The 26,812-nt window shown below is 67.1% G+C and carries 24 protein-coding genes and 1 tRNA gene; 20 read left to right on the forward strand and 5 right to left on the reverse strand.

Annotation, left to right across the window (positions count from 1 at the left end; translation table 11 throughout):
• Nucleotides 1-14: 14 nt before the first annotated feature.
• The 15 genes from mraY (at nt 15) to ACN4E0_RS09360 (ending at nt 16,646) form a co-directional block, all read left to right on the forward strand.
• Nucleotides 15-1,085: a phospho-N-acetylmuramoyl-pentapeptide-transferase gene (gene mraY, locus ACN4E0_RS09290; RefSeq protein ID WP_419567333.1), complete on the forward strand. Its 1,071-nt coding sequence runs from the start codon at nt 15-17 to the stop codon at nt 1,083-1,085.
• The gene (murD, locus tag ACN4E0_RS09295; RefSeq protein WP_419567334.1) at nt 1,082-2,377 is read left to right on the forward strand and encodes a UDP-N-acetylmuramoyl-L-alanine--D-glutamate ligase; all 1,296 of its coding nucleotides are present in this window, start codon (nt 1,082-1,084) and stop codon (nt 2,375-2,377) included. Before mraY ends, murD begins: the two co-directional genes overlap by 4 nt.
• A 44-nt stretch (nt 2,378-2,421) precedes the next feature.
• The gene (locus ACN4E0_RS09300) at nt 2,422-3,639 is read left to right on the forward strand and encodes an FtsW/RodA/SpoVE family cell cycle protein (protein WP_419567371.1); all 1,218 of its coding nucleotides are present in this window, start codon (nt 2,422-2,424) and stop codon (nt 3,637-3,639) included.
• A complete protein-coding gene (gene murG, locus ACN4E0_RS09305) occupies nt 3,636-4,832 on the forward strand; it encodes an undecaprenyldiphospho-muramoylpentapeptide beta-N-acetylglucosaminyltransferase (RefSeq protein ID WP_419567336.1) in 1,197 nt (398 codons plus the stop codon). Before ACN4E0_RS09300 ends, murG begins: the two co-directional genes overlap by 4 nt.
• Nucleotides 4,829-6,253, forward strand: coding sequence for a UDP-N-acetylmuramate--L-alanine ligase (gene murC / locus ACN4E0_RS09310; protein ID WP_419567338.1), 1,425 nt, complete (start codon nt 4,829-4,831; stop codon nt 6,251-6,253). The genes murG and murC overlap by 4 nt, the downstream gene beginning before the upstream one ends.
• On the forward strand, nt 6,250-7,155 hold the full coding sequence (gene murB / locus ACN4E0_RS09315) for a UDP-N-acetylmuramate dehydrogenase (RefSeq protein WP_419567340.1): 906 nt from the start codon (nt 6,250-6,252) through the stop codon (nt 7,153-7,155). Before murC ends, murB begins: the two co-directional genes overlap by 4 nt.
• A gap of 9 nt (nt 7,156-7,164) precedes the next feature.
• A complete protein-coding gene (locus ACN4E0_RS09320; protein ID WP_419567341.1) occupies nt 7,165-8,139 on the forward strand; it encodes a D-alanine--D-alanine ligase in 975 nt (324 codons plus the stop codon).
• Nucleotides 8,132-9,040 carry a cell division protein FtsQ/DivIB gene (locus ACN4E0_RS09325; RefSeq protein ID WP_419567343.1) on the forward strand — a complete coding sequence of 303 codons (909 nt, stop codon included), beginning with the start codon at nt 8,132-8,134 and terminating at the stop codon, nt 9,038-9,040. Before ACN4E0_RS09320 ends, ACN4E0_RS09325 begins: the two co-directional genes overlap by 8 nt.
• Complete coding sequence (ftsA, locus tag ACN4E0_RS09330; protein ID WP_419567344.1) at nt 9,040-10,326, forward strand: cell division protein FtsA; 1,287 nt, start codon at nt 9,040-9,042, stop codon at nt 10,324-10,326. The genes ACN4E0_RS09325 and ftsA overlap by 1 nt, the downstream gene beginning before the upstream one ends.
• 134 nt (nt 10,327-10,460) lie before the next feature.
• Nucleotides 10,461-12,209, forward strand: a complete 1,749-nt coding sequence (ftsZ, locus tag ACN4E0_RS09335; RefSeq protein WP_419567345.1) for a cell division protein FtsZ — start codon at nt 10,461-10,463, stop codon at nt 12,207-12,209.
• A gap of 49 nt (nt 12,210-12,258) precedes the next feature.
• Nucleotides 12,259-13,893, forward strand: a complete 1,635-nt coding sequence (locus tag ACN4E0_RS09340) for a tetratricopeptide repeat protein (RefSeq protein ID WP_419567346.1) — start codon at nt 12,259-12,261, stop codon at nt 13,891-13,893.
• 150 nt (nt 13,894-14,043) lie between these two features.
• Nucleotides 14,044-14,547, forward strand: a complete 504-nt coding sequence (locus ACN4E0_RS09345; protein ID WP_419567348.1) for a YbjN domain-containing protein — start codon at nt 14,044-14,046, stop codon at nt 14,545-14,547.
• 134 nt (nt 14,548-14,681) lie between these two features.
• Nucleotides 14,682-15,422, forward strand: coding sequence for a Bax inhibitor-1/YccA family protein (locus ACN4E0_RS09350; protein WP_419567350.1), 741 nt, complete (start codon nt 14,682-14,684; stop codon nt 15,420-15,422).
• Nucleotides 15,423-15,550: 128 nt separating this feature from the next.
• Nucleotides 15,551-16,483 carry a hypothetical protein gene (locus ACN4E0_RS09355; RefSeq protein ID WP_419567352.1) on the forward strand — a complete coding sequence of 311 codons (933 nt, stop codon included), beginning with the start codon at nt 15,551-15,553 and terminating at the stop codon, nt 16,481-16,483.
• A gap of 87 nt (nt 16,484-16,570) precedes the next feature.
• Nucleotides 16,571-16,646 (forward strand) — tRNA-Ala (locus ACN4E0_RS09360).
• 18 nt (nt 16,647-16,664) lie between these two features.
• Here the strand turns inward: ACN4E0_RS09360 and ACN4E0_RS09365 are convergent.
• From ACN4E0_RS09365 to ACN4E0_RS09375, 3 genes are read right to left on the reverse strand one after another with little or no spacing between them, the layout of a single operon-like run.
• Nucleotides 16,665-17,378 (reverse strand): hypothetical protein, encoded by a 714-nt coding sequence (locus ACN4E0_RS09365; RefSeq protein ID WP_419567353.1) that lies wholly within the window; start codon nt 17,376-17,378, stop codon nt 16,665-16,667.
• 25 nt (nt 17,379-17,403) lie between these two features.
• Nucleotides 17,404-18,282: a hypothetical protein gene (locus ACN4E0_RS09370; RefSeq protein ID WP_419567355.1), complete on the reverse strand. Its 879-nt coding sequence runs from the start codon at nt 18,280-18,282 to the stop codon at nt 17,404-17,406.
• Nucleotides 18,275-19,633, reverse strand: a complete 1,359-nt coding sequence (locus ACN4E0_RS09375) for a replication-associated recombination protein A (RefSeq protein WP_419567357.1) — start codon at nt 19,631-19,633, stop codon at nt 18,275-18,277. Before ACN4E0_RS09375 ends, ACN4E0_RS09370 begins: the two co-directional genes overlap by 8 nt.
• Before the next feature lie 106 nt (nt 19,634-19,739).
• Between ACN4E0_RS09375 and ACN4E0_RS09380 the strand changes: the two genes are divergently transcribed.
• Complete coding sequence (locus ACN4E0_RS09380) at nt 19,740-20,375, forward strand: PadR family transcriptional regulator (protein WP_419567358.1); 636 nt, start codon at nt 19,740-19,742, stop codon at nt 20,373-20,375.
• Nucleotides 20,376-20,446: 71 nt separating this feature from the next.
• Complete coding sequence (locus ACN4E0_RS09385) at nt 20,447-20,902, forward strand: hypothetical protein (RefSeq protein ID WP_419567359.1); 456 nt, start codon at nt 20,447-20,449, stop codon at nt 20,900-20,902.
• A gap of 1 nt (nt 20,903) precedes the next feature.
• Here ACN4E0_RS09385 and ACN4E0_RS09390 read toward each other — a convergent pair whose 3' ends face one another.
• Nucleotides 20,904-22,079: a glycosyltransferase family 4 protein gene (locus tag ACN4E0_RS09390; protein ID WP_419567360.1), complete on the reverse strand. Its 1,176-nt coding sequence runs from the start codon at nt 22,077-22,079 to the stop codon at nt 20,904-20,906.
• A gap of 173 nt (nt 22,080-22,252) precedes the next feature.
• Between ACN4E0_RS09390 and ACN4E0_RS09395 the strand changes: the two genes are divergently transcribed.
• The 3 genes from ACN4E0_RS09395 (at nt 22,253) to ACN4E0_RS09405 (ending at nt 26,226) form a co-directional block, all read left to right on the forward strand.
• Complete coding sequence (locus ACN4E0_RS09395; protein ID WP_419567362.1) at nt 22,253-23,410, forward strand: phosphoserine transaminase; 1,158 nt, start codon at nt 22,253-22,255, stop codon at nt 23,408-23,410.
• A gap of 91 nt (nt 23,411-23,501) precedes the next feature.
• Entirely contained in the window at nt 23,502-25,085 is a 1,584-nt protein-coding gene (serA, locus tag ACN4E0_RS09400) for a phosphoglycerate dehydrogenase (protein WP_419567363.1), read from the forward strand.
• 28 nt (nt 25,086-25,113) lie between these two features.
• Complete coding sequence (locus tag ACN4E0_RS09405) at nt 25,114-26,226, forward strand: ATP phosphoribosyltransferase regulatory subunit (RefSeq protein WP_419567365.1); 1,113 nt, start codon at nt 25,114-25,116, stop codon at nt 26,224-26,226.
• Here the strand turns inward: ACN4E0_RS09405 and ACN4E0_RS09410 are convergent.
• The coding region (locus ACN4E0_RS09410; protein WP_419567366.1) for a glutathione S-transferase at nt 26,223-26,812 on the reverse strand (590 nt) is incomplete at its 5' end. The two genes, ACN4E0_RS09405 and ACN4E0_RS09410, sit on opposite strands and share 4 nt — an antisense overlap.

Below are 26,812 nucleotides of genomic sequence, written 5' to 3' on the forward strand. Positions count from 1 at the left end.
GACGAGAGGCCGAATTGCTTTACCTCCTCGCCGAATGGTTGAATTTCGAAGGCATCTTCAACCTCGTGCGCTACCAGACCTTCCGCGCCGGGGCGACGCTCATGACGGCGCTGGTCATCGGCCTCGTCATCGGGCCGCGCTTCATCGCCATGCTGCGCGTGCGCCAGGGCAAGGGCCAGCCGATCCGCGAAGACGGGCCGCAATCGCATCTCGCCAAGCGCGGCACGCCGACCATGGGTGGGCTGATGATCCTCATCAGCCTGTCGCTGTCCGTCCTCATCTGGATGGACCTGAGGAACCCGTTCATCTGGGCGGTGCTGGCGGTGACGCTGGGTTTCGGCCTGATCGGCTTCCTCGACGATTACGACAAGGTCACCAAGGCCAGCCACAAGGGCGTGTCGGCGCGCGTGCGCCTGCTGCTCGAATTCGCGGTGGCGGGCGTGGCGAGCTACCTCGCCGTGAGCCAGATCAACACCTTCCTCTACGTGCCCTTCGTCAACGATTTCGGGATCGAGCTCGGGTTCTTCTATTACGCCTTCGCCGCTATCGTGATCGTCGGCGCGGGCAATGCGGTGAACCTCACCGACGGGCTCGATGGCCTCGCGACCATGCCGGTGATCATCGCCTCGGGCACCTTCGCGCTGATCGCCTATCTCGTCGGGCGCGTCGACTTCTCGAGCTATCTCGGCATCCCTTACGTGGAGGGCGCGGGCGAACTGGCGATCTTCTGCGCCGCGATCATGGGGGCGGGGCTCGCCTTCCTGTGGTTCAACGCCCCGCCGGCCGCCGTGTTCATGGGTGACACGGGCTCGCTGGCGCTGGGCGGGGCGCTCGGCGCGATTGCGGTATCGACCCACCACGAGGTGGTCCTCGCCATCGTCGGCGGGCTGTTCGTGTTCGAGGCGCTCTCGGTCATCATCCAGGTCTTCTGGTTCAAACGTACGGGCAAGCGCGTCTTCCGCATGGCGCCGATCCATCACCATTTCGAACAATTGGGCTGGTCGGAGAGCAAGGTGGTGATCCGCTTCTGGATCGTCGCCATCATCCTCGCGCTGATGGGGCTGGCAACGCTCAAGCTACGATGATCACATCGCCTGCCTGGAAGGACAAGAAGTACGCGGTGCTCGGCCTCGCGCGCTCCGGCCGGGCCACGGTCGAAGCGCTGCTGGCGAGCGGTGCCGACGTACTCGTGTGGGACGATCGCGCCGAGGCGCGCGAACCCTTCGTCGGTCGCTGCGCCGTGGCCGACGCGCTAGACGCGGACCTGAGCGGCTATGCCGGTGTGGTGGTCAGCCCCGGCGTCCCGCTCAACACGCACCCGATCAAGCCGCATGCCGACCGCCTCGGCGTGCCGGTGATCGGCGATATCGAACTCTTCGCACAGGCCCGGGGCGGCCTGCCGCCGCACAAGGTCGTCGGCATCACCGGCACCAACGGCAAGTCGACTACCACCGCGCTGGTCCACCACATCCTGCAGACCGCGGGCGTGCCGACCACGATGGGTGGCAATATCGGCCTGCCGATCTTGGAGCAGGAGCCTTTGCCCGAAGGCGGGGTCTATGTGCTGGAGCTGTCGAGCTACCAGATCGACCTGACCTATTCGCTCGATTGCGATGTGGCGGTGCTGCTCAACATCACGCCCGATCATCTCGACCGATATGACGGCGACTTCGCGAAATATGCGGCGAGCAAGTCGCGCTTGCTGGCGATGCAGACACGCGGCCACAATTCCATCGCCCGCTTCACCGATGCGCGAGCCCTGGGCCAATTCGCCGAGGGCACGATAGCAAGCATCCTCGAAGATGTGCTCGAGAACAGGGGAGTCGAACCAGACGAGCAAGCGCATTGGCCGTCCCTGCAGGGGCCTCACAATCTGGAGAATGCGGCAGCCGCGATCGAGGTCTGCGACATTCTCGGGCTCTCAGGGAGGCAAATCCGCGCCGGGCTCGAGAGTTACTCCGGCCTCCCGCACCGCATGGAGCGCGTCGCCGAAATCTCCGGGGTCGCCTACATTAACGACAGCAAGGGCACCAACACCGCCGCTTCCGCCCCAGCGCTGGCGGCCTTCGACAAGATCCACTGGATCGTCGGCGGACTCGCCAAGGAGCCGGGGCTGGGCAAGTGCGAGGCCGAAATGGGCCAAGTGAAGGCGGCCTATACCATCGGCAAGGCCGGGCCGGACTTTGCCGCGCTGATTGAACCAATTGTGCCCGTCGAACGGTGCGAAACACTGGACCGTGCGGTCGCCAAGGCGGCGGAAAATGCGGTGCCCGGCGACACCGTGCTCCTCTCGCCCGCCTGCGCCAGCTTCGACCAGTATCGCGATTTCGAGGCGCGCGGGGAGCATTTTCGCACGCTGGTGGAGGGGCTGAAGTGAACACCGTGCAGCCCTATGTTCCCGGCAAACGCCAGCCTGCGCACATGCCCAAGGGCAAGATTTCGCGCTGGACCGAGCTCAGGATCTGGTGGCGCGAGATCGACCGCGTGCTGCTGCTGCTCGTGCTGCTGCTGATGGGCCTCGGCACGATCGCCGTGGCGGCGGCCAGCCCGGCGAGCGCCGATCGCCTGTCGACCTCCAGCGAGACGCTCGACCCGCTCTATTTCTTCTATCGCCACCTCGCCTGGCAGGTGCTGGCGATCTCCACCATGCTCGGCATCTCGATGCTCGGACGCGAGAATGCGCGGCGTTTCGGCCTGCTGCTCGCCGCGGGAATGACCGGCCTGCTGTTCCTCGTTCCGGTGATAGGGGCGGAGATCAACGGCGCGCGGCGCTGGATCAATCTCGGCATGCAGTTCCAGCCGTCGGAGTTCCTCAAGCCCGGCTTCGCCATCGCCACCGCCTGGATCCTCTCCTGGCGCATGCGCGATCCCAACATGCCCGTGGCCGGCATCGCCACCGCCTATGTCGGGCTGATCGCGGCGCTGATGATGATGCAGCCCGATTTCGGCGGGACGATCCTCTTTGCCGGCGTGTGGTTCGTGGCGATGATCCTCGCCGGGATCGACGTGAAGCGGCTCGGCGCGGTGATCGGCGCTGCGGTGGCCGGGCTGACCGCGACCTATTTCCTTTACGACAACGCCCGCCACCGCATCGACAGCTTCATCGGCGGCGGCACCGCCTACGACCAGGTGGATCTCGGCGCGCGCACGCTTACCGCGGGCGGGTGGCTCGGTGCGGGATATGGCCTCGGCATCCGCAAGATGAGCCTCCCGGAGGCGCATACCGACTATATCTTCAGCGTCATCGGCGAGGAATTCGGCCTGATCGCCTGCGCGCTGATCGTGCTGCTCTACCTCGCCATCGTCGGCCGCGTGCTGATGCGGCTGATCGACGAGGAGGACCTCTTCGCGCTGCTCGCCGGGGCGGGGCTGACCGCGCTGCTCGGGGGGCAGGCCTTCATCAACATCCTCGTCAACCTCCAGCTCTTCCCGTCCAAGGGGATGACGCTGCCGCTGGTCAGCTATGGCGGGTCCTCGACCATTGCCGTCTGTCTCACGGTCGGCCTGCTGCTGGCGGTCACCCGGCGCAATCCCTTCCTCAAAAGCCGGACCAAGGGACTTGGCGACCGGCTCGGCTTCGGGCAGATGGCCCCGATGCAAGAAAAGTCGGGTTCCGCGCGCCGGGAGATTCACCCATGACCGGTGCCAGTCGCCATTATGTTCTCGCCGCCGGGGGTACCGGCGGGCACCTGCTGCCCGCCTTCGCGCTCGCCACCGAACTCCACCGGCGCGGCCACCACGTCGCGCTGATCACCGATGCGCGCGGCGCGCAAATTCCGGGCAAGCCCGACTTACTGCCCGCCCACGTCATTCCCGCGGGGCGCTTCGGCAAGAACCCGCTTACCTGGATAAAGGGTATCAGGGCCGTGCTCGAAGGGCGCCGGATGGCGCTGCGCCTGTTCGAGAGCTTCGAGCCGAGCGCGGTGGTCGGCTTCGGCGGCTATCCCTCGCTGCCGACGATCCTCGCCGCGACCAGCGCCGGCGTGCCGACCGTGGTACATGAACAGAACGCCGTGCTCGGCCGGGTCAATCGCCTCTTCGCGCGCCGGGTCGATGCGATCGCGACCGCCTATCCCGAGGTCGAGCGCCTCGACGCCAAACATGTCGGCAAGGTCCACCTCGTCGGCAATCCGGTGCGTGCGGGCGTCCTGTCGCTGCGCGAAGAGCCATTCCCCGCCTTCACCGAGGACGGTCTGCTACGCGTGCTCGTGACCGGTGGCAGCCAGGGCGCGCGGGTCCTCTCCGAAGTGGTCCCCGACGGCCTGTCCATGCTCCCGCCCGCGCTGCGCCAGCGGCTGCAGGTCACGCAGCAATGCCGCCCCGAGGATCTCGACACGGTGCGCGAGCGCTATCGCTCGCACGGCATCCCGGCGGAACTCGCGACCTATTTCGAGGACATGGCCGCACGCCTCGCCGATGCGCATCTGTTCATCGGCCGTGCGGGTGCGTCGACAATCGCCGAGCTGACCGCGGTCGGCCGTCCCGCCATCCTCATCCCGCTGCCCATCGCGACTGACGACCACCAGGCCGCCAATGCGCGCGAGCTGGCCAAGTCGGGCGGGGCGCGGATGATCCGGCAGGAACGGTTCACCGGCAAGGAGCTGGCCAAGCAGATCAAGGCGCTCGCGGAGAATCCGCAGGGCCTCGCCAAGGCCGCGCATGCCGCGTGGAACTGCGGGCGCCCGCGGGCGGCCGAGGACCTCGCCGATCTCGTCGAGAGCTTCGGCGGAGCCGAGATGATGGATGTGATCCGGGTCGGCGGCAACAATGCCCGCGGCGCGTCGCAGGGCCTGCCTGCGGGGCAGGGCGCCAATCGGGAGACTGCACGATGAGAGGCGTCGCAACCGACATTGGGACCATCCACTTCGTCGGCATCGGCGGCATCGGCATGTCGGGCATCGCCGAGGTGATGAACAACCTCGGCTACAAGGTCCAGGGCTCGGACGCGAAGGAAAGCGCGACCGTCGAGCGGCTGCGCCAGCGCGGCATCCAGATCGCCATCGGCCATGCTCCCGAGAACGTCGAGGGCGCGGCGGTCGTGGTCACCTCGACCGCGGTCAAGCGGACCAATCCCGAAGTCGCCTATGCGCTCGAAAACCGCATCCCGGTGGTGCGCCGCGCGGAAATGCTCGCCGAGCTTATGCGGCTCAAGTCGACCGTCGCGGTAGCTGGCACGCATGGCAAGACGACCACCACCAGCATGATCGCCGCGCTGCTCGATGCGGGCGGGATCGACCCGACCGTGATCAACGGCGGGATCATCGAGCAATATGGCTCGAACGCGCGGCTCGGCGACAGCGAGTGGATGGTGGTCGAGGCCGACGAGAGCGACGGCAGCTTCCTGCGGCTCGACGGCACCATCGCCGTGGTCACCAATATCGATCCAGAACATCTCGACCATTACGGCGATTTCGACGGGGTGAAGGACGCCTTCGTCGAGTTCATCCACAACGTGCCCTTCTACGGTGCGGCGGTGCTGTGCATCGACCATCCCGAGGTCCAGGCGGTGATCGGCAAGGTGCGCGATCGCAACGTCGTGACTTATGGCTTCAACCTCCAGGCCGACATCTGCGGGGTGAACGTCCGCCCCGATGCCGGCGGCAATTGCTTCGACGTGATCGTCCGCCGCCGCGGGCAGGAGGATCGCCGGATCGAGGGTGTGCGCCTGCCCATGCCCGGGCGGCACAATGTCCAGAACGCGCTCGCCGCAATCGCCGTCGCGATCGAGATGGGCTGCGACAACGATGTCATCTGCACCGGCTTTTCGCATTTCGGCGGCGTCCGGCGGCGCTTTACCAAGGTCGGTGAAGTGCCCAGCGGCACGGGCGTGGCGACGATCATCGACGATTACGGCCACCACCCGGTCGAGATCAGGGCGGTGCTCGCCGCGGCGCGCGAAAGCGCGGGCGAGGGGCGCGTCATCGCGGTCGTCCAGCCGCATCGCTTCACCCGCCTGCGCGACCTGATGGACGAGTTCCAGTCCTGCTTCAACGAGGCCGACCAGGTCTATGTCACCCCGGTCTATGCCGCGGGCGAGGACCCGATCGAGGGTGTCGATGCCGATGCGCTCGTCGCCGGCCTCAAGGCGCGCGGCCACCGCGCCGCGCAGACGGTCGCCGGCGAAGGCGATCTCGCGGCGAAGCTGGCCGACGACCTGCGCGCGGGCGATTTCGTCGTCTGCCTCGGTGCGGGCGACATCACGCAATGGGCGGCGGGGCTCGCCGATGCCATCGCGAGGGCCACGAGGGCATGACCGCACTCGACGAACCCGTCGACACAACCGGGTTGCGCGGCAAGCTGACGCCCGACGCGCCGCTCGCCAGGCTCGTCTGGTTCAAGGCCGGCGGCAAGGCCGACTGGCTGTTCGAACCGGCCGATCTCGACGATCTGAGGCTTTTCCTCGAGCGGCTCCGCGGCCGCCTGCCGGTGATGGCGCTGGGGCTCGGCTCCAACATGATCGTGCGCGACGGCGGTGTGCCGGGCGTGGTGATCCGGCTCGGCAAGCCCTTCGCCAAGATCGAGACCGGCGCGGATCACACGCTCAGCTGCGGGGGCGGCGCGCATGGCATTCTCGTCGCCTCGACCGCGCGCGATGCGGGCATCGCCGGGGTCGAATTCATGCGCGGCATCCCCGGCACGGTCGGCGGCTTCGTGCGGATGAACGGCGGCGCCTATGGCCGCGAGGTCAGCGACGTGCTGATCGACTGCGACGTGGTGCTGCCCGGCGGCAAACTGGTCACGCTGCTCGCGGCAGAGCTTCGCTACACCTACCGCCATTCCGAATTGCCCGAAGGCGCGGTGGTGGTGCGCGCGCGCTTTCAGGGCGAGCCGGGCGATCCCGCCGCAATCGGCGCCAAGATGGACGAAATCGGCGAGGCACGCGAACAGTCGCAGCCGCTGCGCACCAAGACCGGCGGGTCGACCTTCAAGAACCCCCCGGGCAAGAAGGCATGGGAACTGGTCGATGCAGCGGGCTGTCGCGGCCTCAAAATGGGCGGCGCGCAGGTGAGCGAGAAGCACACCAACTTCCTGCTCAATGTCGACGACGCGACCAGCGCCGACATCGAAGGGCTGGGCGAAGAAGTGAAGCGCCGCGTCTACGCGAACTCGGGCGTCGATCTCGAATGGGAAATTCAACGAGTGGGGCGACCTTAGGAACTTTTGATGAGCGATCTCCCCAAACTCCACATCGCGGTCCTCATGGGCGGCTGGGCCAACGAGCGGCCGGTCAGCCTCATGTCGGGCGAGGGCGTCGCCAAGGCGCTGGAGGAACGCGGGCACCGCGTCACGCGGATCGACATGGACCGGCAGGTCGCGGCGCGGATCGCCGAGGCCGCCCCCGACGTCGTCTTCAACGCGCTCCACGGCGTGCCGGGCGAGGACGGAACGGTGCAGGGCATGCTCGACCTCATGGGCGTTCCCTATACGCATTCGGGCCTCGCCACTTCGGTCATCGCGATTGACAAGCAGCTGACCAAGCAGGCCCTGGTGCCGCACGGCATTCCCATGCCCGGCGGGCGGATCGTCAAGAGTGCCGAGCTCTACGAGCGCGACCCGATGCCGCGGCCTTATGTGCTCAAGCCGGTCAACGAGGGCAGCTCGGTCGGCGTCGCCATCGTCACTGCGGAAGGCAATTACGGCAATCCCATTGCACGTGACGCCAAGGGACCGTGGCAGGAGTTCGACGAACTCCTCGCCGAGCCCTATATCAAGGGCCGCGAGATGACCGCGGCGGTGGTCGATTTCGACAATGGTCCGCGCGCGCTGGCGGTGACCGAACTCAAGCCCAAAAGCGGCTTCTACGATTTCGACGCCAAATATACCGACGGCATGACCGACCATGTCTGCCCCGCCGACATTCCCGATCACATTCGCGAGCTGTGCCTCGAATATGCGCTGCGCGCGCACAAGGTGCTCGGCTGCCGCGGCACCAGCCGGACCGATTTCCGCTGGGACGAGGAGCAGGGCGAGGACGGGCTGTTCGTGCTCGAAACCAACACCCAGCCGGGAATGACGCCGCTCAGCCTAGTGCCCGAACAGGCGAAGCACGCGGGCATCGAATATGGCGCGCTGTGCGAACTGGTGGTCGCCGCCGCGCTGCGCCACCATGCCGCCAAATCGGGGGGCGGCGATGGCTAGGGTCAAGCGCAAGCCGACCGGGGTGCGTCGCTCTGCCGCGACGCGCAGCCGCAACCAGAAGGCCCGCGCCGCGCGCCAGCACACCAGCGGGCTGTTCGACCGCGCGATGACCGCGCTGCCCTTCACCGAGGAGCAGTGGCACAAGTTCTTCCTCTCGGCGATCATCGTCGCGGGGCTCGGGATCGCCTGGACCATCGCCAGCTTCGCCGGCCTGCCCGAGATCGCCCAGACCGAGCTGGCCAAGTCGGCCTCGCGCTCGGGCTTCGAGGTGCGCCGGGTGCAGGTCTCGGGCGTCAAGCGGATGAACGAACAGCTGGTCTACGAGCGCGTGCTTGCCGAGCAGGACCAGCCGATGCCGCTCGTCGATCTCAACAAGGTGCGCGAGCGCCTGCTCGACCTCCCCTGGGTGGCCGACGCGCGCGTCTCGCGCCAGCTGCCCGATACGCTCAAGATCGACGTGGTCGAGCGTGTCCCGCATGCGGTGCTGCGCAAGCCCGATAGGCTGATGCTGATCGACCGCCAGGGCCACGAACTCGAACCGATCGGCGCGGCGAAGGCTAAGGGCATGCTGCTGATCGAAGGCCCCGGCGCGGCGCGGCAGGTGCAGGAGCTCGGCCGGCTGCTCGACGCGGCGCCCGCGCTGAAGCCGCAGATCGCCGCGGCCGAATGGGTCGGCAACCGGCGCTGGAACCTCACCTTCAAGACCGGCCAGCTGCTCGCGCTGCCCGAAGGCGATCTCGGCGCCCCCGCGCTGGTCAAGTTCGCCCAGCTCGACGGCATGCACCGGCTGATCGGCGGCAAGCCCGTGGCGATCGACATGCGTGTGCCCGATCGCGCCTATCTTCGCTGCGAGGACGGGCCGTGTCCCAAGCTCACCTCGCTCAACGGAAAGGCTGACTGATGGCCACCCAGCAGCCGCGCATCACCCGGGTCTTCGCCGCGGTCAATATCGGCTCCTTCCGCGTCTCGGCGATGATCATGGGCCAGGCCGAGAGCGGCGAGATGGTCGTGCTCGGGTCGAGCCACCGCGCGAGCGAGGGGATCAAGCGCGGCTATGTCACCGACATGCGCGCGGCGAGCCACGCGATCCGCACCGCGGTCGAGAAGGCCGAGGCCAATGCCAACACCTCGATCCAGAGCGTCTGGATCGGCTGCGCCGGTGCGGGCCTGTCGAGCAAGATCTCGAGCGTCGAGATCGCGATCGGCGGGCGGCGCATCGAAGAGGACGATATTGAGCACCTCCTCTACGCAGCGCGCGATCATCTGCATCCCGACGGGCGGATGGTGCTCCATGCGCAACCGGCGCATTACACGCTCGACGGGGCGCACGGCGTCGCCAATCCCAAGGGATTGCACGCCGAGGCCTTGGGAGTCGACGTCCATGTGACGCTGGCCGAGGGCGCCCCGGTGCGCAATCTGATCGAGGCGGTGCAGACCGCGCATCTCGATGTCGAGGGCGTGGTCGCGAGCCCGCTCGCCGCCGCCTATGCCTGCCTGACCGCCGAGGAACGCGATCTCGGCGTCGCGCTGGTCGAGATCGGCGCGCAGGTGACCAATGTCTCGGTCCATGCGGCGGGCATGCTGCTGGGCTTGAAATCGATCCCGGTCGGCTCGAACGACATCACCGATGCCATCGCCTCTTCGCTCGGCATTCGCCGAAGCCAGGCAGAACGGCTCAAATGCGTCGCCGGATCGGCGATCGCCACGCCGACCGACCACCGCGAGATGATCCCCGTCAACGGCCCCGGCGAAGAACCCGGCGGCAGGCTGGCGCGCGGTGCCGACGAGCACAATCGCATCGCCCGCGCGGAACTCGTGTCGATCGTCACCGACCGGCTCGGCGTGACCACTGCCGAGGTGGGCAAGGCGCTCAAGGCGATGGGCTTTTCCGGCGCGCAGGGCGGTCAGGTCGTGCTCGCCGGCGGTGGGGCGGAACTGCACGGGATCGCCGAATTCATGCAGGGCGCGCTCGGCCGCCCGGTACGGATCGGCAAGCCGCCCGCGCTGCAGGGGCTGCCCGAGGCGCATGCGACTCCCGGTTTCGCGACGCTCGCAGGCCTGTGTCTCTATGCCTCCGATGACCCGGTCGACATCCGTTCGGTGGGCCCGCGCTACCAGCCGACCCGGCGCTATCGCGGCATGGGTTTGGTGAACCGTGTTTTTCAAGCGGTGCGCGAGTATTTCTGAGGGTTGCTACGCCGCGCGATCCCGCCTTTAGGCCTTGTGGATAAGGCATCCGGCGGGTCGCTCCGCGATTCGCTTTGTGCCCGAGTTGTGACATAAAGCCCGTAACTGACTTTCGAATACCCAGGGGACTCTTGATGAGTATCAATATCGGACCGGCATCGGACGACGATCTTCGTCCCAAGATCATGGTCGTTGGTGTCGGCGGTGCAGGCGGCAACGCCATCGCCAACATGATGGAGGCGCAGATCGAGGGCGTCGATTTCATCGTCGCCAACACCGATGCGCAGGCGCTCAGCAGTTCCCCCTCGGAAAAGCGCATCCAGCTCGGTCCCGACATCACCGGGGGTCTTGGCGCGGGCGCGCGTCCCGAAGTGGGCAAGGCGGCCGCGGAAGAAACCGTGGGAGATATCGAGGACGCGCTCGAAGGCGTGAACATGGTCTTCATCGCCGCCGGCATGGGCGGCGGTACCGGCACCGGCGCGGCCCCGGTCATCGCCGAGGCGGCGCGCAAGAAGGGCGTGCTGACCGTCGGCGTGGTGACCAAGCCGTTCCTCTTCGAAGGCACGCGCCGCATGCGCGCGGCGGAAGCGGGCATCGACGAGCTGCAGAAGCATGTCGACACACTGATCGTCATTCCGAACCAGAACCTGTTCCTGGTCGCCAAGGCGGAAACCACCTTCAAGGAAGCCTTCCAGCTCGCCGACGAGGTGCTTCAGCAGGGCGTCCGCTCGATTACCGACCTGATGGTCATGCCGGGCCTGATCAATCTCGACTTCGCCGACGTCCGCTCGGTCATGAGCGAGATGGGCAAGGCGATGATGGGCACGGGTGAAGGCGAGGGGGACAACCGCGCCCTCGAAGCCGCCGAACGCGCGATCGCCAATCCGCTGCTCGACGGCGTCAGCATGGCCGGAGCCAAGGGCGTGATCATCTCGATCATCGGCGGCGAGGACATGAAGCTGCTCGAGGTCGACGAAGCCGCGAACCACATTCGCGAGCTGGTCGACGAGGATGCCAACATCATCTGGGGCTCGGCCTTCAATCCCGATCTCGATGGCAAGATTCGCGTCTCTGTGGTCGCCACCGGCATCGAACCCGACGGTTCGGTGGCCGTCGCGCCGACCCGCAGCTTCTCGATGCGCGAGAGCAGCGCGCCCAAGCGTCCGGTGCTCGACCTGCCGAGCGAGAGCGTGACCGACGACGAACCGTTCGAGCTCAGTGAAGGCCTCTCGGCCGAACCCGAGCCGGAGCCCGCGCCCGCTCCTTCGTACTCGCCGGAACCGGTCGAGGCCGAAGACGACGCGCTCGACCTGACCGACGAAGCCTATGTGGAAGAGGACGAGCGTCCCTTCGGCCTGTCGCCCGCAACCTCCGGCTCTTCGGACGAGGAAGCCGAAGAGGATTACGACGACGTCGACGATATCGTCGATCCGCTCGCCGGCCTGCGCAACGAGCATACCGAGCGCTTCGACGTGGATGGTGAGGACGAGGACGATCACGGCTTCGGCGCACCGCGAGGGGCCGGAGGTGGCGACCAGCAGCGCGCCCCGCTCGACCTGTCGGGGGCGATGCGCGAGCCCGATGCGGGGTCGCAGGACGAATTCGCACTCGGCGACGAGCATCGCGCCGGCGGCAGTCCGCTGGCGGCCAAGCCGGCGCAGCGTCAGCCGGGCATGGCAGGCGACCAGGGAGGCCAGGGTGGGGCTCCGGCAGGGGGCGGCTCGGGCTCGCTGCCCGGCAATACGCTGTTCGAGCGCATGGCCAACCTGTCGCGCGGGGCGAGCACCGCCGATGGCGAGGAAGACGAGGATGACGATGCCGACGGCGGCAGCGGCGGCGGTCTCAACATCCCGCGTTTCCTCGGACGCCAGAACAACCAGTAAGTGCAGCCGCGTCGGCGCGGGATGATGCCCGCGCCGAGGGGAGCGGGATATGATTTCGAACCGGCGACTTGCGACTGCGGCTGCGCTGCTGTCCGTAACCGCGCATGCGGCGCCGGTCGCGGCCCAGCGTGAAATCGTCCAGCCCCTGCCCGGGGAAGGCGAGCGTAAGCTGAGCGAGGCGCTTGCGCGGCTCGCGCGCAATGCCGCGGACATGAACGCCCTGCTCGATGCCGGCGAGGCCGCGCTCCAGCTGGGCGACATCGACGCGGCGATCGGTTTTTTCGGCCGGGCGAACGAGCTTTCGCCGGGCAATGCGCGGACCAAGCTGGGGCTGGCCCGTGCCTACACCCGCTCGCGCCGACCGGTCGAGGCGCTGCGCCTCTTCGCCGAGGCGGAAAAGGCAGGCGCTCCCCTCGCGTCCATGGCCGAGGATCGCGGGCTTGCCTTCGACCTGGTCGGCGATGCCGCAAGCGCCCAGCATTTCTACCGCCTCGCGCTGGCCAACGGGGCAGGCGAAGAGGTCACCCGGCGTCTCGCGCTGAGCCAGGCCATCAGCGGAGACCGCAAGGGTTTCGAAGCCACCCTGCTGCCCTTGCTCGAGAAGCGTGATGTGACCGCGTACCGCACTCGCGCATTCGGCCTGGCCATCCTCGGCGATGCGCGTGCGGCCAAGGACATCGCCGATACCATGCTTCCGGCGGGTGTCGGCGCCCGCATGGCCGCCTATTTCGATTACATGCCCCGCCTCACCAAGGCACAGCAGGCCGCCGCCGCCAATCTCGGCATCTTCCCGCGCACGGCGAGCATAGGCACCGACGATGCCGACATCGCGGGCTATTCTCCGCCCCCGGCACGGGTCGCTCGCGCCGATACGACAGCCGCGCAACAGGTGGCCGCGCCCGCAACCGCGGCGTCCGACCCGCGCAGTCGCCAGAACCGGCGTCGCCCCGACCTGACCCGCAGCAGGGGGGGCGGGGCCACTCCGATCGAGCGCCCGGAGCGCGAAGCACCGCCCCCTGCTCCACCGCCGCCTGCTCCCGCTTCGCCCCCGCCAGCGAACGGCGAAAACACAGCCGTAGTCCCCTCCGGCGAGCCTGCGGCGGCGCCTGCGACACCGGTCGTGGTCGCGCAGGCTGGGACGGATCCGGCAATGCCTGCCCCGAAGGCGCCGACGCCGTCACCCGAGCCAACGCCGTTACCCGCGCCCACTCCGACACCCGCGCCGTCACCTGTGCCGACGCCGCCTCCCATGTCGAGCGCCGCTCCCGCACCGAGTCCGGCAAGCGTCGCCGACGCCTTCAGCGGTTTCACACTCGAACCGCAAACTCCGGCCCCCGCTGCGAGCGGGGCGGTCGATATCACCCGCATCGAAATCCCGCGCGAGCGGGCGGCCCCCAAGCCGCCGCCTCCACCAGCCTATCCTTCGCGCCACTGGGTGCAGGTGGCGACCGGCAAGGACACCGACGCGCTCAAGTTCGACTGGCGCAGGATCACGCGCAAGGCGGAGGGCAAGCTCGACGGCAAGGGCCCCTTCGTCACCCCCTGGGGCGAGGCCAACCGGCTGCTTTCGGGACCTTTCGACAGTGCCGAAAGCGCGCGGGAAATGGTCAACGAACTGAGGAAGTTGGGATTGGACTCCTTCCCCTTTACCAGCGCCGAGGGCGAGAAGATCGACAAGCTGTGACCAACGGGCACGGTTAACGCCGTTCGCGCACTTGTTCACAAGCTTTGCACAAGCCAGCGCGGTTCTCCCCAGCGTCGAGCCCTGCCTGCATTGCCAAGCGGCCCCGCGCTTCTGCATCCAGCGGGGGATGACGGGCACGGGACAGCTTCGATGAGACCAGCAGAAGACCGCTTCGAGGCGGAAGAGGGCGCGGCGCCGCTCGACATGCTGGTGGCGCTGTTCGAGGCGCGCGGCTGGCCGTGCGAATCGACCTCGACGGAGATGAGCGGCGAAATCCAGGGTAGCTGGACCACCTACCAGCTGCGCGGGATCTGGCGCCCCGAGGACCTGGTGCTGCAGATCCTTTGCCTGCCCGACATCCGCATCTCGAAGGACAAGCGGGCGCCCGCGCACGAACTCGTCAGCCTGGTCAACGAACAGATGTGGCTCGGACATTTCGACATCTGGTCGAACGGCGGCGTGCTGCTCTATCGCAATGGTACCATGCTTGGCGACGAGGGGCTGCTGAGCCTCGGCCAGGCGCAGGAGCTGGTCGAAATAGCGGTCGACGAATGCGACCGCTTCTATCCGGCGTTCCAGTTCGTCCTGTGGGGAGGTCGGACTCCTGCCGAGGCGCTCGAGGCGGCCATGGTGGACGCGGCCGGCGAGGCCTGATCGTCCCTTCGTCGAGGGGGAATGCGCGCTCGGCGATCCCGGTCCGGTTTTGCTTGAAATTGTGGGCTCGAATGCCGATATTCCGGACACGGAGCGGGGCGTATCGCCGCCCTGCCAAGAGGAGTTGCACAGACATGGCCAATTGGAACGACACCGACCAGCGGCAGGGCTTCGGCACCGTGCCGCGCGCCGGCGACGCCGTTGCCAGGCAGGGAACCTACGATGCGGGCCTGCGCGCCCACATGCTCAAGATTTACAACTACATGGCCTCGGGCGTGCTGCTGACCGGCGTGGTCGCGCTGCTCACCGCGCGCAGCGGTCTGGCGCTGACCTTCGCAACCGGTCCGCTGATGTGGCTGGTGGCCCTGGCGCCGCTGGCCTTCGTCTTCGCGATGAGCTTCGGTGTCAACAAGTTCAGTCAGGGCACGCTGCAGGCGATGTTCTGGGGCTTTGCCACCGTGATGGGCCTTTCGCTGTCGACCATTTTCCTGGTCTATACGGGGGAAAGCATCGCCGCGACCTTCTTTGCCACCGCCGGTGCCTTCGCCGGCCTCAGCCTGTTCGGCTATACCACGAAGAAGGATCTGTCGGGCTTCGGGACCTTCCTCGTCATGGGCGTTATCGGCCTGCTGATCGCCATGGTGATCAACATCTTCCTGCAGTCGAGCACGCTGGCGCTCGCGGTCAGCTTCCTCGGCGTGCTGATCTTCGCCGGCCTTACTGCCTATGACACCCAGCGCCTGAAGCGCGAATATCAGTACCTGCGCGGTACCGAATTCGCCGGCAAGGCGGTGATCATGGGCGCGTTGAGCCTGTATCTCGATTTCATCAATATGTTCCTGTTCCTGCTGCGTTTCATGGGCAACCGGAACTGATCCGCTCGTCGCACGCAGGAGTCGCTTGATCGTGCCCGGGGCGTAAGTAGCGCCCCGGGCATTTTCTTTGCCCGGCGCAGCGGCTAGGCGGGCATGCTTCATCCCCCGTCAAGGGACGCCGGCGCAGGATGAACGACAGCTTTATCGAGGAGGGTCTGCGCGCCATGAGCCGCGGTTTGAACATCACCATTCGCATGGCGGCGACCGCCGCCGGTCTTGCCGCTCTCGGGGCCTGCACGACCCCGCCTCCGCCGCCCCCACCGCCGCCGCCGCCGGTGGTCGAGGCGGTGCCCATTCGCCCGCTGCCGCCGGGCCAGGCGTCCTATGTCATGAACATCCCGCCGGTGAATTCGCTCGGGATGCGCGAAACGGTCAATCTCGGCATCTCGGACGATGAGAAGGTGTGGCACTTCCGCTCGGCGTGGAACGTCGCTGCGCTCAACTGCCTCGACCCGCAGTACCAGCCGATCCTCGATGCCTACAGCAGCTACATCAAGGACTATGCCCGGCCGCTGAAGCAGGTGAACGACCGGATCGATGCCGCCTACGGCAAGGAATACGGCAAGGGGCGCTCGGCGATCCAGGCGCGCGAGAGCCAGATGACGATGGTCTACAACTATTTCGCGTTGCCGCCCGCGCGAGCCGACTTCTGCCGCACCGCGCTCGGCATCTCGCAGCAATATCTCGCTTCCGAGAAGGTCGATCCGCTCGCCTTCGGGCTCGCCAATTTCGCGGCCTTCGAAGGACCGTTCGAACGCTTCTTCCAGGCCTATGAGCAATATGAACGCGATTCCTCTGCCTGGGACGCGCGCTATGGCGACCGCTACGGCGCCTCGCAGCCCGGCTATGTCGCGGTCATGAGGGCCCGTTCGCAACGGCTGCCCGGGCCGGGTGCCGACCCCTCCATGCTGAGCGCCGCGCCGCTTCAGGAATCCAAGGTCGTTGACCCCGAGACGGGGGCGAAGATTCCCGTCGCCCCGATCGACGAAACCCGCTCCTCGGTTCCGGTCATCCAGCCGATCCTCAACGATGCGGGCGAGGACGACACGCCGAAGAACTGACAATATTGGTTCTTTTCAGGCGCGCCGCAATTGGCTAAACGGCGCGCCTCGTACCGCCCGAAGGTGGCGGTACGGCAAACCTGGAACGGGGCCGTAGCTCAGTTGGGAGAGCGCGTCGTTCGCAATGACGAGGTCAGCGGTTCGATCCCGCTCGGCTCCACCAGGTACTCCTCGAAAGCGGCTATTTCTTCTCGCGCCACTCGCGTGAATAGACCGATTCCTCGCCATATTTGCGCGCCTTGGCCGCGTCCTGTTCGGCCCGCTCCTCCGCGGTTGCGGCGCGCGCCTGCGACCGCTTGAGCAGCGTGTCGCGGCGGATCGGGACCGCCTGCACGAGCGGTGTGCCCGCGGGCAGGTAATGGTCGCCCGTCTCGCCGGTCCAGAGGAAGGGAAAATTGATCGTGGTGGCGAAGCGGTCGCAATCGACCAGGCCCGAAAAACAGGTGAAGGGCAGGTCCGGCCGACTGAAGGGCGGGGCGAAGAGCACCGAATAGCCTTCGGGCACCTTGATCCGCCACGGATTGATGAACTTCAGAGGCATCGCGCGTTCGAAAGGATGCTCGGGCGCGCCGATCTGCGCGGGCAGGTGTTGCTCGACCGGCTGGAAGGGCAGGTCGGGTCCCCAGCCGAGCTGGATCGTCACGCGATCCTCGGGCACGCGCAGCATGACGTCGAAGGGCAACGGGATGACGTAGCCGAGCGAGAAAGCGTCGGTGACGGGAAGGCAGGCCTTGACGGTCAGACCGGGAAGGCCGTGGGCATCGGGTACGCCCAGTTCGCGATCGAGCCGCTTGAACCACTCGGGCGCGAAACGAACCGCGCGTTCGGGCACCGGGATGGTCCCCTCGAGCGCGGGATCGCACAGAAATTCGATCAGCGGTTCGGTGTCGGCCATGGCCCCTCCCTCCCCTGGAAGTGGCCTAGAGCGCGCCGAAGGTCCAGCCCTCGGTGCGGGCAAGGCCCGGCGAAAGCCCTGCCGGGTGCCAGCGCGCCGGATCCTTGTGGACCTTGCGGAGCCAGGCAGCGGTCAGCAGCGCGTCGGAGGAATGGTCGTCGATCGGGCCCGACGCGGCGATGGAGGCGCTTCCCAGCGAGACCAGGGCGTCGTCGAGTTCTTCGCGGCTACGCATCTTCGCCCGGCTCGCGCTGCGACCGGCTTCGAGCGCGGCCAGGCTGGTATAGATTTCTACCACGGCGGACCCTGTCTCGGTCAACGGGTCGACCGGCCATACGGGCAGGCGCCCGCGCAAACGGTGCAGCATGCGCATGCCCGTCAGGCTCGACTTGCCGACCTGCGCCGCGCCGACGAGGTTGAAGTTCGAATAGGGCTTGCAGCCCATGGAAGCCTGCGCCTGTTCGGTCACGCGGAACCGCCCGCGACCATGCTCGGCGCCATCGCAGCCGAAATGCGGCCCGGTCTCGATCCCGTCGCGGAAATAGGGCCGGAATTCAGGATGGTCGACGAAGGCCTGCGCCCCGAGATTGGCATTGCCCGAACAGACATCGTCGATCAGCGCCCAGAGTTCGGGCGCGTCGCTCGGAGAGTGGTGGGAGCGGGGGAAGAAGGCCCCGCAATCGGCGAAGGGCAGCGCGATGCCGAGGTCGAGCCCGACCAGCGTGTCCTCGGGCAAATCTTCGCGCAGCAGGGCCAGCACATCCTCGCGCGACCAGCCCCGGCCAGGCTCGACCAGCACCGGCGGTCCGCCCTCTGCATGAGCCAGCGCCAGCGCGATACCTTTCTGGACCGGCCCCTTTGCGCCCGACCAGTCGATCGCGAGGAAATGGCTGAAGCTACGCACTCTTGTCTTGCGCCACGGCATCGCCATTTGAGCGCGAGCCACGCTCGCGCCGCAGCTTGTCCCAATAGTCGAGCCGCTTCTTCACCTCGCGCTCGAAGCCGCGTTCGACCGGCTGGTAGTAGCTCTGGGGCTCCATCTCATCGGGCCAGTAATCGTCGCCCGAAAAGCCGCCTTCGGCATCGTGATCGTAGCTGTAGCCCGCGCCATAGCCGATATCCTTCATCAGCTTGGTCGGCGCGTTGAGGATGTTCTGCGGGGGCATCAGGCTGCCCGTTTCGCGGGCCGATTTGAACGCGGCCTTCTGCGCCTTGTAGACGGCATTCGATTTGGGCGCAGTGGCGAGATAGGTGCAGGCCTGCACCAGCGCGAGTTCGCCCTCGGGGCTGCCGAGGAATTCGTAGGCGTCCCTGGCCGCCATGCATTGCACCAGCGCCTGCGGGTCGGCCATGCCGATATCTTCAACCGCCATCCGCACCAGCCGCCGGGCGAGGAAACGGGGTTCTTCCCCCGCGGTGAGCATGCGCGCGAGGTAATAGAGGCTCGCCTGCACGTCGCTGCCGCGCACCGCTTTGTGAAGTGCGGAGATGAGGTTGTAATGCCCCTCGCGATCCTTGTCGTAGACTGCCACGCGGCGCTGCAGGAATGTGCCCAGCCCTGCCGGATCGAGCGGCTCGCCGATCTTCGCATTGTAGAGCGTTTCGGCCTGGTTGAGCAGGAAGCGGCCGTCGCCGTCGGCGCTCGCGACCAGCGCATCGCGTGCCTCGACGGTTAGCGGCAGCGGGCCTTCGAGCGCTTCCGCGCGATCGAGCAGCTGGCCGAGCGCCTCGCGGTCGAGCCGCTGGAGGATCAGCACCTGCGCGCGGCTGAGCAGCGCGGCGTTGAGCGCGAAGCTCGGGTTCTCGGTGGTCGCCCCCACGAGCGTTACCGTGCCGCGTTCGACGAATGGGAGGAAGCCGTCCTGCTGGGCGCGGTTGAAGCGGTGGATCTCGTCCACGAACAGCAGCGTGCGCTGGCCCGCTTCGGCGGCCTTGTCGGCGGCGGCGAAGGCCTTCTTGAGGTCGGCGACGCCGCTGAACACCGCGCTAACGCTTTCGAAGCGCATACCGACGCTGTCGGCGAGCAGTCGCGCGATGGTGGTCTTGCCCGTCCCGGGCGGTCCCCACAGGATCATGCTCGACAGGCGACCGGCCGCGACCATTCGTCCAATCGCGCCCTCGGGCCCGGTCAGATGGTCCTGCCCGATGACCTCCCCGAGGCTCGCCGGGCGCAGCCGGTCGGCCAGCGGGGCATCCTCGCGCGGCGCGTCTGCGGGGCGGGACTGGGGAGCATCGTCGGGAAACAGGTCGGCCATTGGTCGGCTGACATAAGGTCTTTGCCGAGGATTTGCATCGCCATCTTGCGTTATGCCTCGTAAGATATATCTTAGAGCTATCGACGATAGGACAAGGAATGAGGCGATGTACAAGGCTCACAAGTGGCGCAAGATGCGCAAGATGCGCAAGATGGGCGGCTGGCCCTTCGTGGCCGCGATGATGTCGGAAGCCGATTGCGGTGACGGTTTCGGCGCTGCGGCGGGCTTCGGCGGCCCGAACTGGAGCTTCGATTTCGGTCCGCGCGGCGGAGGGCCACGCCGGCGTCGCATGTTCGGTTCGGGCGAATTGCGGCTCGTGCTGCTCAAACTCGTCGCCGACGAGCCCCGCCACGGTTACGAACTGATCAAGGCGATCGAGGAACTGACCGAGGGCGCCTATGCCCCCAGCCCGGGGACGATCTATCCCACCTTGGCGCTGCTCGAGGACGAGGGCGCGATCGCACAGGCTGATGGCGACGAGACGCGCAAGGCCTATGAAGCAACCGATGCGGGCCGCGCGGAACTGGACGAGCGCGCGGACGAGGTCGAGGCGCTGTTCGAGCGCCTGTCGGGGCACGGCGAGCACCGCCGCGCCTACGCCACCCCCGAAATGTTCCGCGCGATCGGCAATCTCGCCGGCGTGCTCAAGAACCGCGCGCGTTCGGGCAAGCTCGACGAGGAAACCATTCGCGAAATCGTCGACCTGGTCGACGAACTCGCCAAGAAGATCGAGCGGCTCTGAGGGTCCTCCTGTTTACGTTCCGCGGGGCGAGGTCTATTCTCCCCGCGGGTTCGTAAGAGGGAGGGAAGACAATGGACAATACAGGCAAGGCGCCGTGGCACCTGTGGGTGGTGGGGCTCGTGTCGCTGCTGTGGAATGCTTTCGGCGGCTACGACTACATCATGTCGCAATTGCGCGATCGGGCCTATCTCGAAGCGACGATGGGGCAGATGGGCATGACGGTCGACCAATCGATCGCCTTCCTCGACAGCTTCCCCGTCTGGGCCGATGCCCTGTGGGCGCTGGGCGTCTGGGGATCGGTTGCCGGCTCGGTGCTGCTGCTGCTCCGCTCCCGCTTCGCGGGCACCGCATTTCTGGTCTCGCTGGTCGGCGCGGTACTGAGCCTCGCCTATCAGTACACCATCGACCTGCCGCCGCAGATGGCGGACAACACCATGGGCAAGGTCATGCCGCTGGTGATCATCCTCTCGATCGTGCTGCAATGGTGGTATGCACGCAGCCAGAAGGCTACCGGGGTCCTGCGCTGAACTAGGCCGCTTCCGCCGCGCGCAGTTCGTGGAGCCGCAGATAGGTGTCGACGACCGCCTGGTTGATCGCGTCCCACGAATAAGCGCCTGCGGCTTCCTCGCCGTTGGCGCCGTGCCGCAGGCGCAGCTCATCGTCTAGGCAATAGGGGGCGAGCGCCTCGGCGCAGGCCGGCGCGAAGACATCGGGCTTGCCCGGGGGGACCAGCTGGCCGGTTTCGCCGTCGATGACCAGGCTGGCCGCACCGGTGGCACCGGCGGCGACCACGGGGAGGCCGCAGGCCATCGCCTCCAGCGTGACGTTGCCGAAGGTCTCGGTGATTGAGGGATTGAAGAAAATATCCCCGCTCGCCAGCGCCTTGCCGAGATCGGCGCCGGTCTTGAACCCGGCGAAGATGCCGCCCGGCAGGGCCTTTTCGAACCAGCCGCGGGCCGGCCCGTCGCCGATCACGAGGACCTTGTGCGGCACCTGCCGCTTGCGCAGCTGGACGATGGTCTCGGCAAAGACGTCGAGGCCCTTCTCCATGACCAGCCGGCCGAGAAAGACGATCGCGACGTCGTCGTCGGCAAGGCCGAGCGAGCGGCGCCATTCGAGATCGCGCTTGGAGGGATGAAAGACCGTCCGGTCGACGCCGCGCGACCAGATGCTGATATCGTCATGCATCCCCTGCGCCTTGAGCTCGTCGATCTGGCTCTGCGAGGGCGCCACCAGAGCGTCACAGCGGTGGTAGAATCGACGCAACAGCGCGATTACCGCCGGTTCGAGGAAGCCCAGGCCGTAATACTGGGGGTAGGTTTCGAAGCGCGTGTGAACCGAGGCGAGCACGGGCAGGTCACGCTTGCGCGCCCAGTTGAGCGCCGAGTGCCCGGTGAAGTCGGGCGCCGAGAGGTGGATCGTGTTGGGAGCGAAGGCCTCCAGATCGGCGCGCGCCTTGGCGTCGAGCGGGAGGCCGAGGCGATATTCCCCGCGATTCTTCACCGGCATACGCATGTTGGGCACGTCGACGAGGTCGCCGGTCGGCGGAAAATCGGGCTCGGACACCACGGGCGCGTAGACGCGCAGCGCCGCACCCTGCCGCAACAGATACTCGGCGAGGCGGTTGAGCGCCTGGTTACAGCCGTCGCGGGTGTAGTTGTAGTTCCCGCTGAACAGCGCGATGCGGAGATCGGTCACATCCATCGGCGCGCCCTTAGGCAATTGGGGCAGCTTTGGCGAGAGGGAGCCTGCCGTGTCGCAGCTACGCTTCGTCGCTGCAAAGCTATTTCGCATTGACTTGCTGCGGCGCAACATTAGTTCGGCTGTCGGGCCACGCGGTCCCAACGCCGCGCGAGCTCTCTGCAAGGAGAGAATACATGACTGCCGAACCGACGCTCAAACCAGAGCGCCCCTTCTTTTCGTCCGGACCGACCGCCAAGCACAAGGGCTGGTCTGCCGCCAATCTCAAAACCGAATCTCTCGGACGCTCGCACCGGAGCGCGCTCGGCAAGTCGCGGCTGAAATACGCCATCGACCTGTCGAAGGAGCTGCTCGGCGTGCCCGAGGATTATCTCGTCGGGATCATGCCGGCCTCGGACACGGGCGCGCTCGAATGCGCGATGTGGACGATGCTGCGGCCCGACCGCCCGGCGACCGTGGCGGCGTGGGAAAGCTTCGGCAATGTCTGGATCCAGGACGCGGTCAAGCAGCTCAAGCTGCCGCAGCTGACCACGCTCGACGCCGATTACGGCGAAATCCCCGACCTCGCGAGCATTCCGCAGGAAAGCGACGTCGTCTTCACCTGGAACGGCACGACCTCGGGCGCCAAGATCCCGAACACCGACTGGCTCGCCCCGGCCCGCGAGGGCGTGACGATCAACGATGCCACCAGCGCCGTCTTCGCGATGGAGATGGACTGGGCCAAGCTCGATGCCACGACCTACAGCTGGCAGAAGGTCATGGGCTCGGAAGCGCAGCACGGCATGCTGATCCTCAGCCCCAAGGCGGTCGAGCGGATCGAGAGCTACGACCCCGAATGGCCGCTGCCCAAGCTCTTCCGCCTCAAGAAGGGCGGCAAGATCAACACGGGCATCTTCGAAGGCGCGACGATCAACACGCCCTCGATGCTGGCGACCGAGGACTATATCGACGCGCTCGAATGGGCGCAGGCGCTGGGTGGCCGCAAGGCTATGTTCGAACGCGCCGACGCCAATGCGAAGATCGTGCTCGACTGGATCGAGGCGACGCCGTGGCTGCGCAACATGGTTTCCGACCCGGCCAAGCGCACCAACACCGGCGTGTGCTTCGTCTTCCAGGGCGACTGGTACGACAGCCTCTCCGACGAGGACAAGGCGGGCGTGCCGAAGAAGATCGTCAAGCTGCTAGAAGACCGCGATGTCGGCTACGATTTCAACGGCTACCGCGACGCCCCGCCGAGCTTGCGCATCTGGTGCGGCGGCACGGTCGAGCAGGAGGACCTGAAGCGCCTCCTGCCGTGGATCGAGTGGGCCTACGAGCAGGTCAAGAACGGCTGATCCGGCTGGCGGCCCGCGTCCCGGGCCGCCGCCAATCCCTTTTCCAGATCATGTCCCGGCCCGTGCCGGGCGAACGACAGGAGTATCTGTCATGACCAAACCCAAAGTCCTCATCTCGGACAAGATGGACCCCAATGCTGCGCGCATCTTCGAAGAGCGCGGCTGCGACGTCGACGTGAAGCCGGGCATGACTCCCGACGAACTCAGCGCCGTGATCGGCCAGTACGACGGCCTCGCGATCCGTTCGGCGACCAAGGTCACCAAGGAGATCCTCGAGGCTGCCGACAATCTCAAGGTCGTCGGCCGCGCCGGGATCGGGGTCGACAATGTCGATATCCCAGCCGCCAGCGCCAAGGGCGTGGTGGTGATGAACACGCCTTTCGGAAATTCGATCACTACCGCCGAACACGCCATCGCCATGATGTTCGCGCTCGCCCGCGAGATTCCCGCGGCGAACACGCGCACGCAGGCGGGCGAATGGCCCAAGAACGACTTCATGGGCGTCGAGGTGACCGGCAAGACGCTCGGCCTGATCGGGGCAGGCAATATCGGCAGCATCGTTGCCAGCCGCGCGCTCGGCCTCAGGATGAAGGTCGTGGCCTACGATCCCTTCCTGACCGAAGAGCGCGCGATCGAGATGGGCGTCGAGAAGGCCGATCTCGACACGCTGCTCGCCAAGGCGGACTTCATCACGCTGCACACGCCGCTGACCGACGAAACGCGCAACATCCTCTCGGCGGAGAACCTCGCCAAGACCAAGAAGGGCGTGCGGATCGTGAATTGCGCGCGCGGCGGGCTCATCGACGAGGCGGCGCTGGCCGAGGCGCTCGACAGCGGGCAGGTCGCGGGCGCGGCACTCGACGTGTTCCAGACCGAGCCGGCCAAGGAATCACCGCTGTTCGGCAAGCCCAATTTCATCTGCACCCCGCATCTGGGGGCATCGACCACCGAGGCGCAGGTCAATGTCGCGCTGCAGGTGGCCGAGCAGATGGCCGACTACCTCGTCAACGGCGGTGTCACCAATGCGCTCAACATGCCCAGCCTCAGCGCCGAGGAAGCGCCCAAGCTGAAGCCCTATATGAAGCTCGCCGAAAACCTCGGCAGCCTCGTCGGCCAGCTGGCCCACGGCAATCTCACCAAGATCAGCATCGAGCGCGAGGGCGCGGCGGCGGAACTGTCGGGCAAGCCGATCGAGGGCGCTGTGCTGGCGGGGTTGATGCGCTGCTATTCGGACACGGTGAACATGGTCAACGCGCCCTATCTCGCCAAGGAACGCGGGCTCGACGTGCGCTCGATCCGGCACGAGAAGGAAGGCGCCTACAATACGCTGCTGCGCGTGACGGTGGGCACCGAGGCGGGCGACCGGTCGGTGGCGGGCACGCTGTTCGGCGCGGATGCGCCGCGGCTGACCGAAATCTTCGGCGTGCGGATCGAGGCCGAACTCGATGGCCACATGCTCTATATCGTCAACGAGGACGCGCCCGGCTTCATCGGCCGGATCGGTTCGCTGCTGGGCGAGAACGGGATCAATATCGGGACCTTCAATCTCGGTCGCCGCGCGGCGGGCGGCGAAGCGGTGCTGCTGCTGAGCGTCGACCAGCCGATCCCCAACGAGGTGGTCAAGGCGGCTTGCGCGCTCGAAGGCGTGAAGGTCGTGATGCCTCTGGCATTCTGACGGTCGATGGGGCAGGGGGCGCGGCGTTATGACGACACCTGACGACCTCCTGCCCGTCGGTCTCGAGGATGCGCTTCCCGAGCGTGCCCGAGCGATCACCCGCGCCATGCGCGCCGTGCTCGACGCGATGGACGTCCACGGTTACGACCGCGTGCGCCCGCCACTGGTCGAATTCGAGCACTCGCTGGCCGGGCGCATGGCTGGCGTCGCTACAAGGCGGATGGTGCGCTTCACCGATCCCGACAGCCTCCGCACGCTGGCGCTGCGCAGCGACATGACCGTGCAGGTCGGCCGCATCGCCGCGACCGGCATGGCCGGCGCTCCGCGCCCGCTGCGGCTGTGCTATGCGGGCGATGTCGCGCTGCTCCGCGCCGACCAGCTCGATCCCGCGCGTCAGCGGCTGCAGATGGGGGCCGAACTGATCGGCGCCGACAGCGTCGCGGCGGCCAGCGAGATGGTCTCGGTCGCGATCGACGCGCTCAAGGCGGCTGGCGTCGCCAATATCTCGGTCGACTTCACGCTCCCCGACCTCGTCGATGCGCTCGTCGAAGACGCGATGCCGCTCGATCCCGCTCAGCGCGAGGCGGTGCGGCGCGAACTCGACACCAAGGATGCCGGCGGGCTGCGCGATGCCGGCGGCGAGGCCTATCTCCCGCTGCTCTATGCCACCGGCCCCTTCGGCGAGGCGATCGACAAGCTCGCCGCGGTCGATGCTGGCGGGGCGCTCGCCAGCCGGATCGCAGGGCTGCGCGAGGTCGCCGCCGCCATCGGCGACCGCGCCCGCGTCACGCTCGACCCGACCGAACGCCACGGCTTCGAATATCAGAGCTGGTTCGGCTTCACGCTTTACGGCGAGGGCGCGCGGCGCGCGCTGGGCCGTGGCGGGACCTATACGATCAAGGGCAGCGACGAACCGGCGACCGGCTTCTCGCTCTATATCGATCCGCTGCTCGAGGCGCTGGGCGCGATAGCTGCGGAGAAGCGCGATACGCTGTTCCTCCCGCTGGGTCACGATCGCGATGCCGCGGCGCGGATGCGCGGTATCGGCTGGCGGACCATCGCCGCAGTCGCGGAAGGCGACGATGCGCGGGCGCTGGGCTGCACCCATATGCTCCACGGCAAGGAACCGAAACCGCTCTAGGCGCTCCGCCATTGCGGATGCTTGAGCATCACCCCGGCAAACAGCTCCGAACCGACCAGTCCGGCGAGCCAGGCCTGCAGGCGCGGAAGCTCCTGTGCATCGAACCAGTCGCGGTCGGCATTGGCGAACTGGCGGATGAAGGGGAAGATGGCGATGTCGGCGAAGCCGCGCGCGTCGCCGCAGAGATAGGCGCCTCCGCCGAGGCGGTCCTCCAGCCGTTTCAGGATGTCCAGCGCCGCGGCGCGGTGCTCTTCGGGATCGACGTCGTCATAGCGGGTGGCGTATTTGTAACGATCCAGATGGTGCTTGAAGGGCCCGTCATTGGCCGCCAGCAGCAGGTCGTCCCGGCGCGCGAGCCAACCTTCGGGATCGTTCCGGCCAAGTGCCCAGCGCATGATGTCGAGGCTTTCCTCGATCACCGCGCCGTCTTCGGTGACCAGCACCGGCACCGTGCCCTTGGGCGAGGCTTCGAGCATTTCCGGCGGCTTGTCGCGCAGCACCACTTCGCGGTGCTCGTAGCGCGCGTTGCTGATGCTCAGCGCCATGCGGGCGCGCATAGCATAGGGGCAGCGGCGGAAGCTGTAGA

The sequence above is a fragment of the Qipengyuania sp. genome (assembly GCF_048550555.1).
Classification (GTDB): domain Bacteria; phylum Pseudomonadota; class Alphaproteobacteria; order Sphingomonadales; family Sphingomonadaceae; genus Qipengyuania.

Bases quoted from the DNA above. Each gene is read 5' to 3' on its own strand.
- murD (WP_419567334.1), top strand. From the start codon at position 1,082: ATGATCACATCGCCTGCCTGGAAGGACAAGAAGTACGCGGTGCTCGGC.
- ACN4E0_RS09300 (WP_419567371.1), top strand. From the start codon at position 2,422: ATGCCCAAGGGCAAGATTTCGCGCTGGACCGAGCTCAGGATCTGGTGG.
- murG (WP_419567336.1), top strand. From the start codon at position 3,636: ATGACCGGTGCCAGTCGCCATTATGTTCTCGCCGCCGGGGGTACCGGC.
- murC (WP_419567338.1), top strand. From the start codon at position 4,829: ATGAGAGGCGTCGCAACCGACATTGGGACCATCCACTTCGTCGGCATC.
- murB (WP_419567340.1), top strand. From the start codon at position 6,250: ATGACCGCACTCGACGAACCCGTCGACACAACCGGGTTGCGCGGCAAG.
- ACN4E0_RS09320 (WP_419567341.1), top strand. From the start codon at position 7,165: ATGAGCGATCTCCCCAAACTCCACATCGCGGTCCTCATGGGCGGCTGG.
- ACN4E0_RS09325 (WP_419567343.1), top strand. From the start codon at position 8,132: ATGGCTAGGGTCAAGCGCAAGCCGACCGGGGTGCGTCGCTCTGCCGCG.
- ftsA (WP_419567344.1), top strand. From the start codon at position 9,040: ATGGCCACCCAGCAGCCGCGCATCACCCGGGTCTTCGCCGCGGTCAAT.
- ftsZ (WP_419567345.1), top strand. From the start codon at position 10,461: ATGAGTATCAATATCGGACCGGCATCGGACGACGATCTTCGTCCCAAG.
- ACN4E0_RS09340 (WP_419567346.1), top strand. From the start codon at position 12,259: ATGATTTCGAACCGGCGACTTGCGACTGCGGCTGCGCTGCTGTCCGTA.
- ACN4E0_RS09345 (WP_419567348.1), top strand. From the start codon at position 14,044: ATGAGACCAGCAGAAGACCGCTTCGAGGCGGAAGAGGGCGCGGCGCCG.
- ACN4E0_RS09350 (WP_419567350.1), top strand. From the start codon at position 14,682: ATGGCCAATTGGAACGACACCGACCAGCGGCAGGGCTTCGGCACCGTG.
- ACN4E0_RS09355 (WP_419567352.1), top strand. From the start codon at position 15,551: ATGAACGACAGCTTTATCGAGGAGGGTCTGCGCGCCATGAGCCGCGGT.
- ACN4E0_RS09365 (WP_419567353.1), bottom strand. From the start codon at position 17,378: ATGGCCGACACCGAACCGCTGATCGAATTTCTGTGCGATCCCGCGCTC.
- ACN4E0_RS09375 (WP_419567357.1), bottom strand. From the start codon at position 19,633: ATGGCCGACCTGTTTCCCGACGATGCTCCCCAGTCCCGCCCCGCAGAC.
- ACN4E0_RS09380 (WP_419567358.1), top strand. From the start codon at position 19,740: ATGTACAAGGCTCACAAGTGGCGCAAGATGCGCAAGATGCGCAAGATG.
- ACN4E0_RS09385 (WP_419567359.1), top strand. From the start codon at position 20,447: ATGGACAATACAGGCAAGGCGCCGTGGCACCTGTGGGTGGTGGGGCTC.
- ACN4E0_RS09390 (WP_419567360.1), bottom strand. From the start codon at position 22,079: ATGGATGTGACCGATCTCCGCATCGCGCTGTTCAGCGGGAACTACAAC.
- ACN4E0_RS09395 (WP_419567362.1), top strand. From the start codon at position 22,253: ATGACTGCCGAACCGACGCTCAAACCAGAGCGCCCCTTCTTTTCGTCC.
- serA (WP_419567363.1), top strand. From the start codon at position 23,502: ATGACCAAACCCAAAGTCCTCATCTCGGACAAGATGGACCCCAATGCT.
- ACN4E0_RS09405 (WP_419567365.1), top strand. From the start codon at position 25,114: ATGACGACACCTGACGACCTCCTGCCCGTCGGTCTCGAGGATGCGCTT.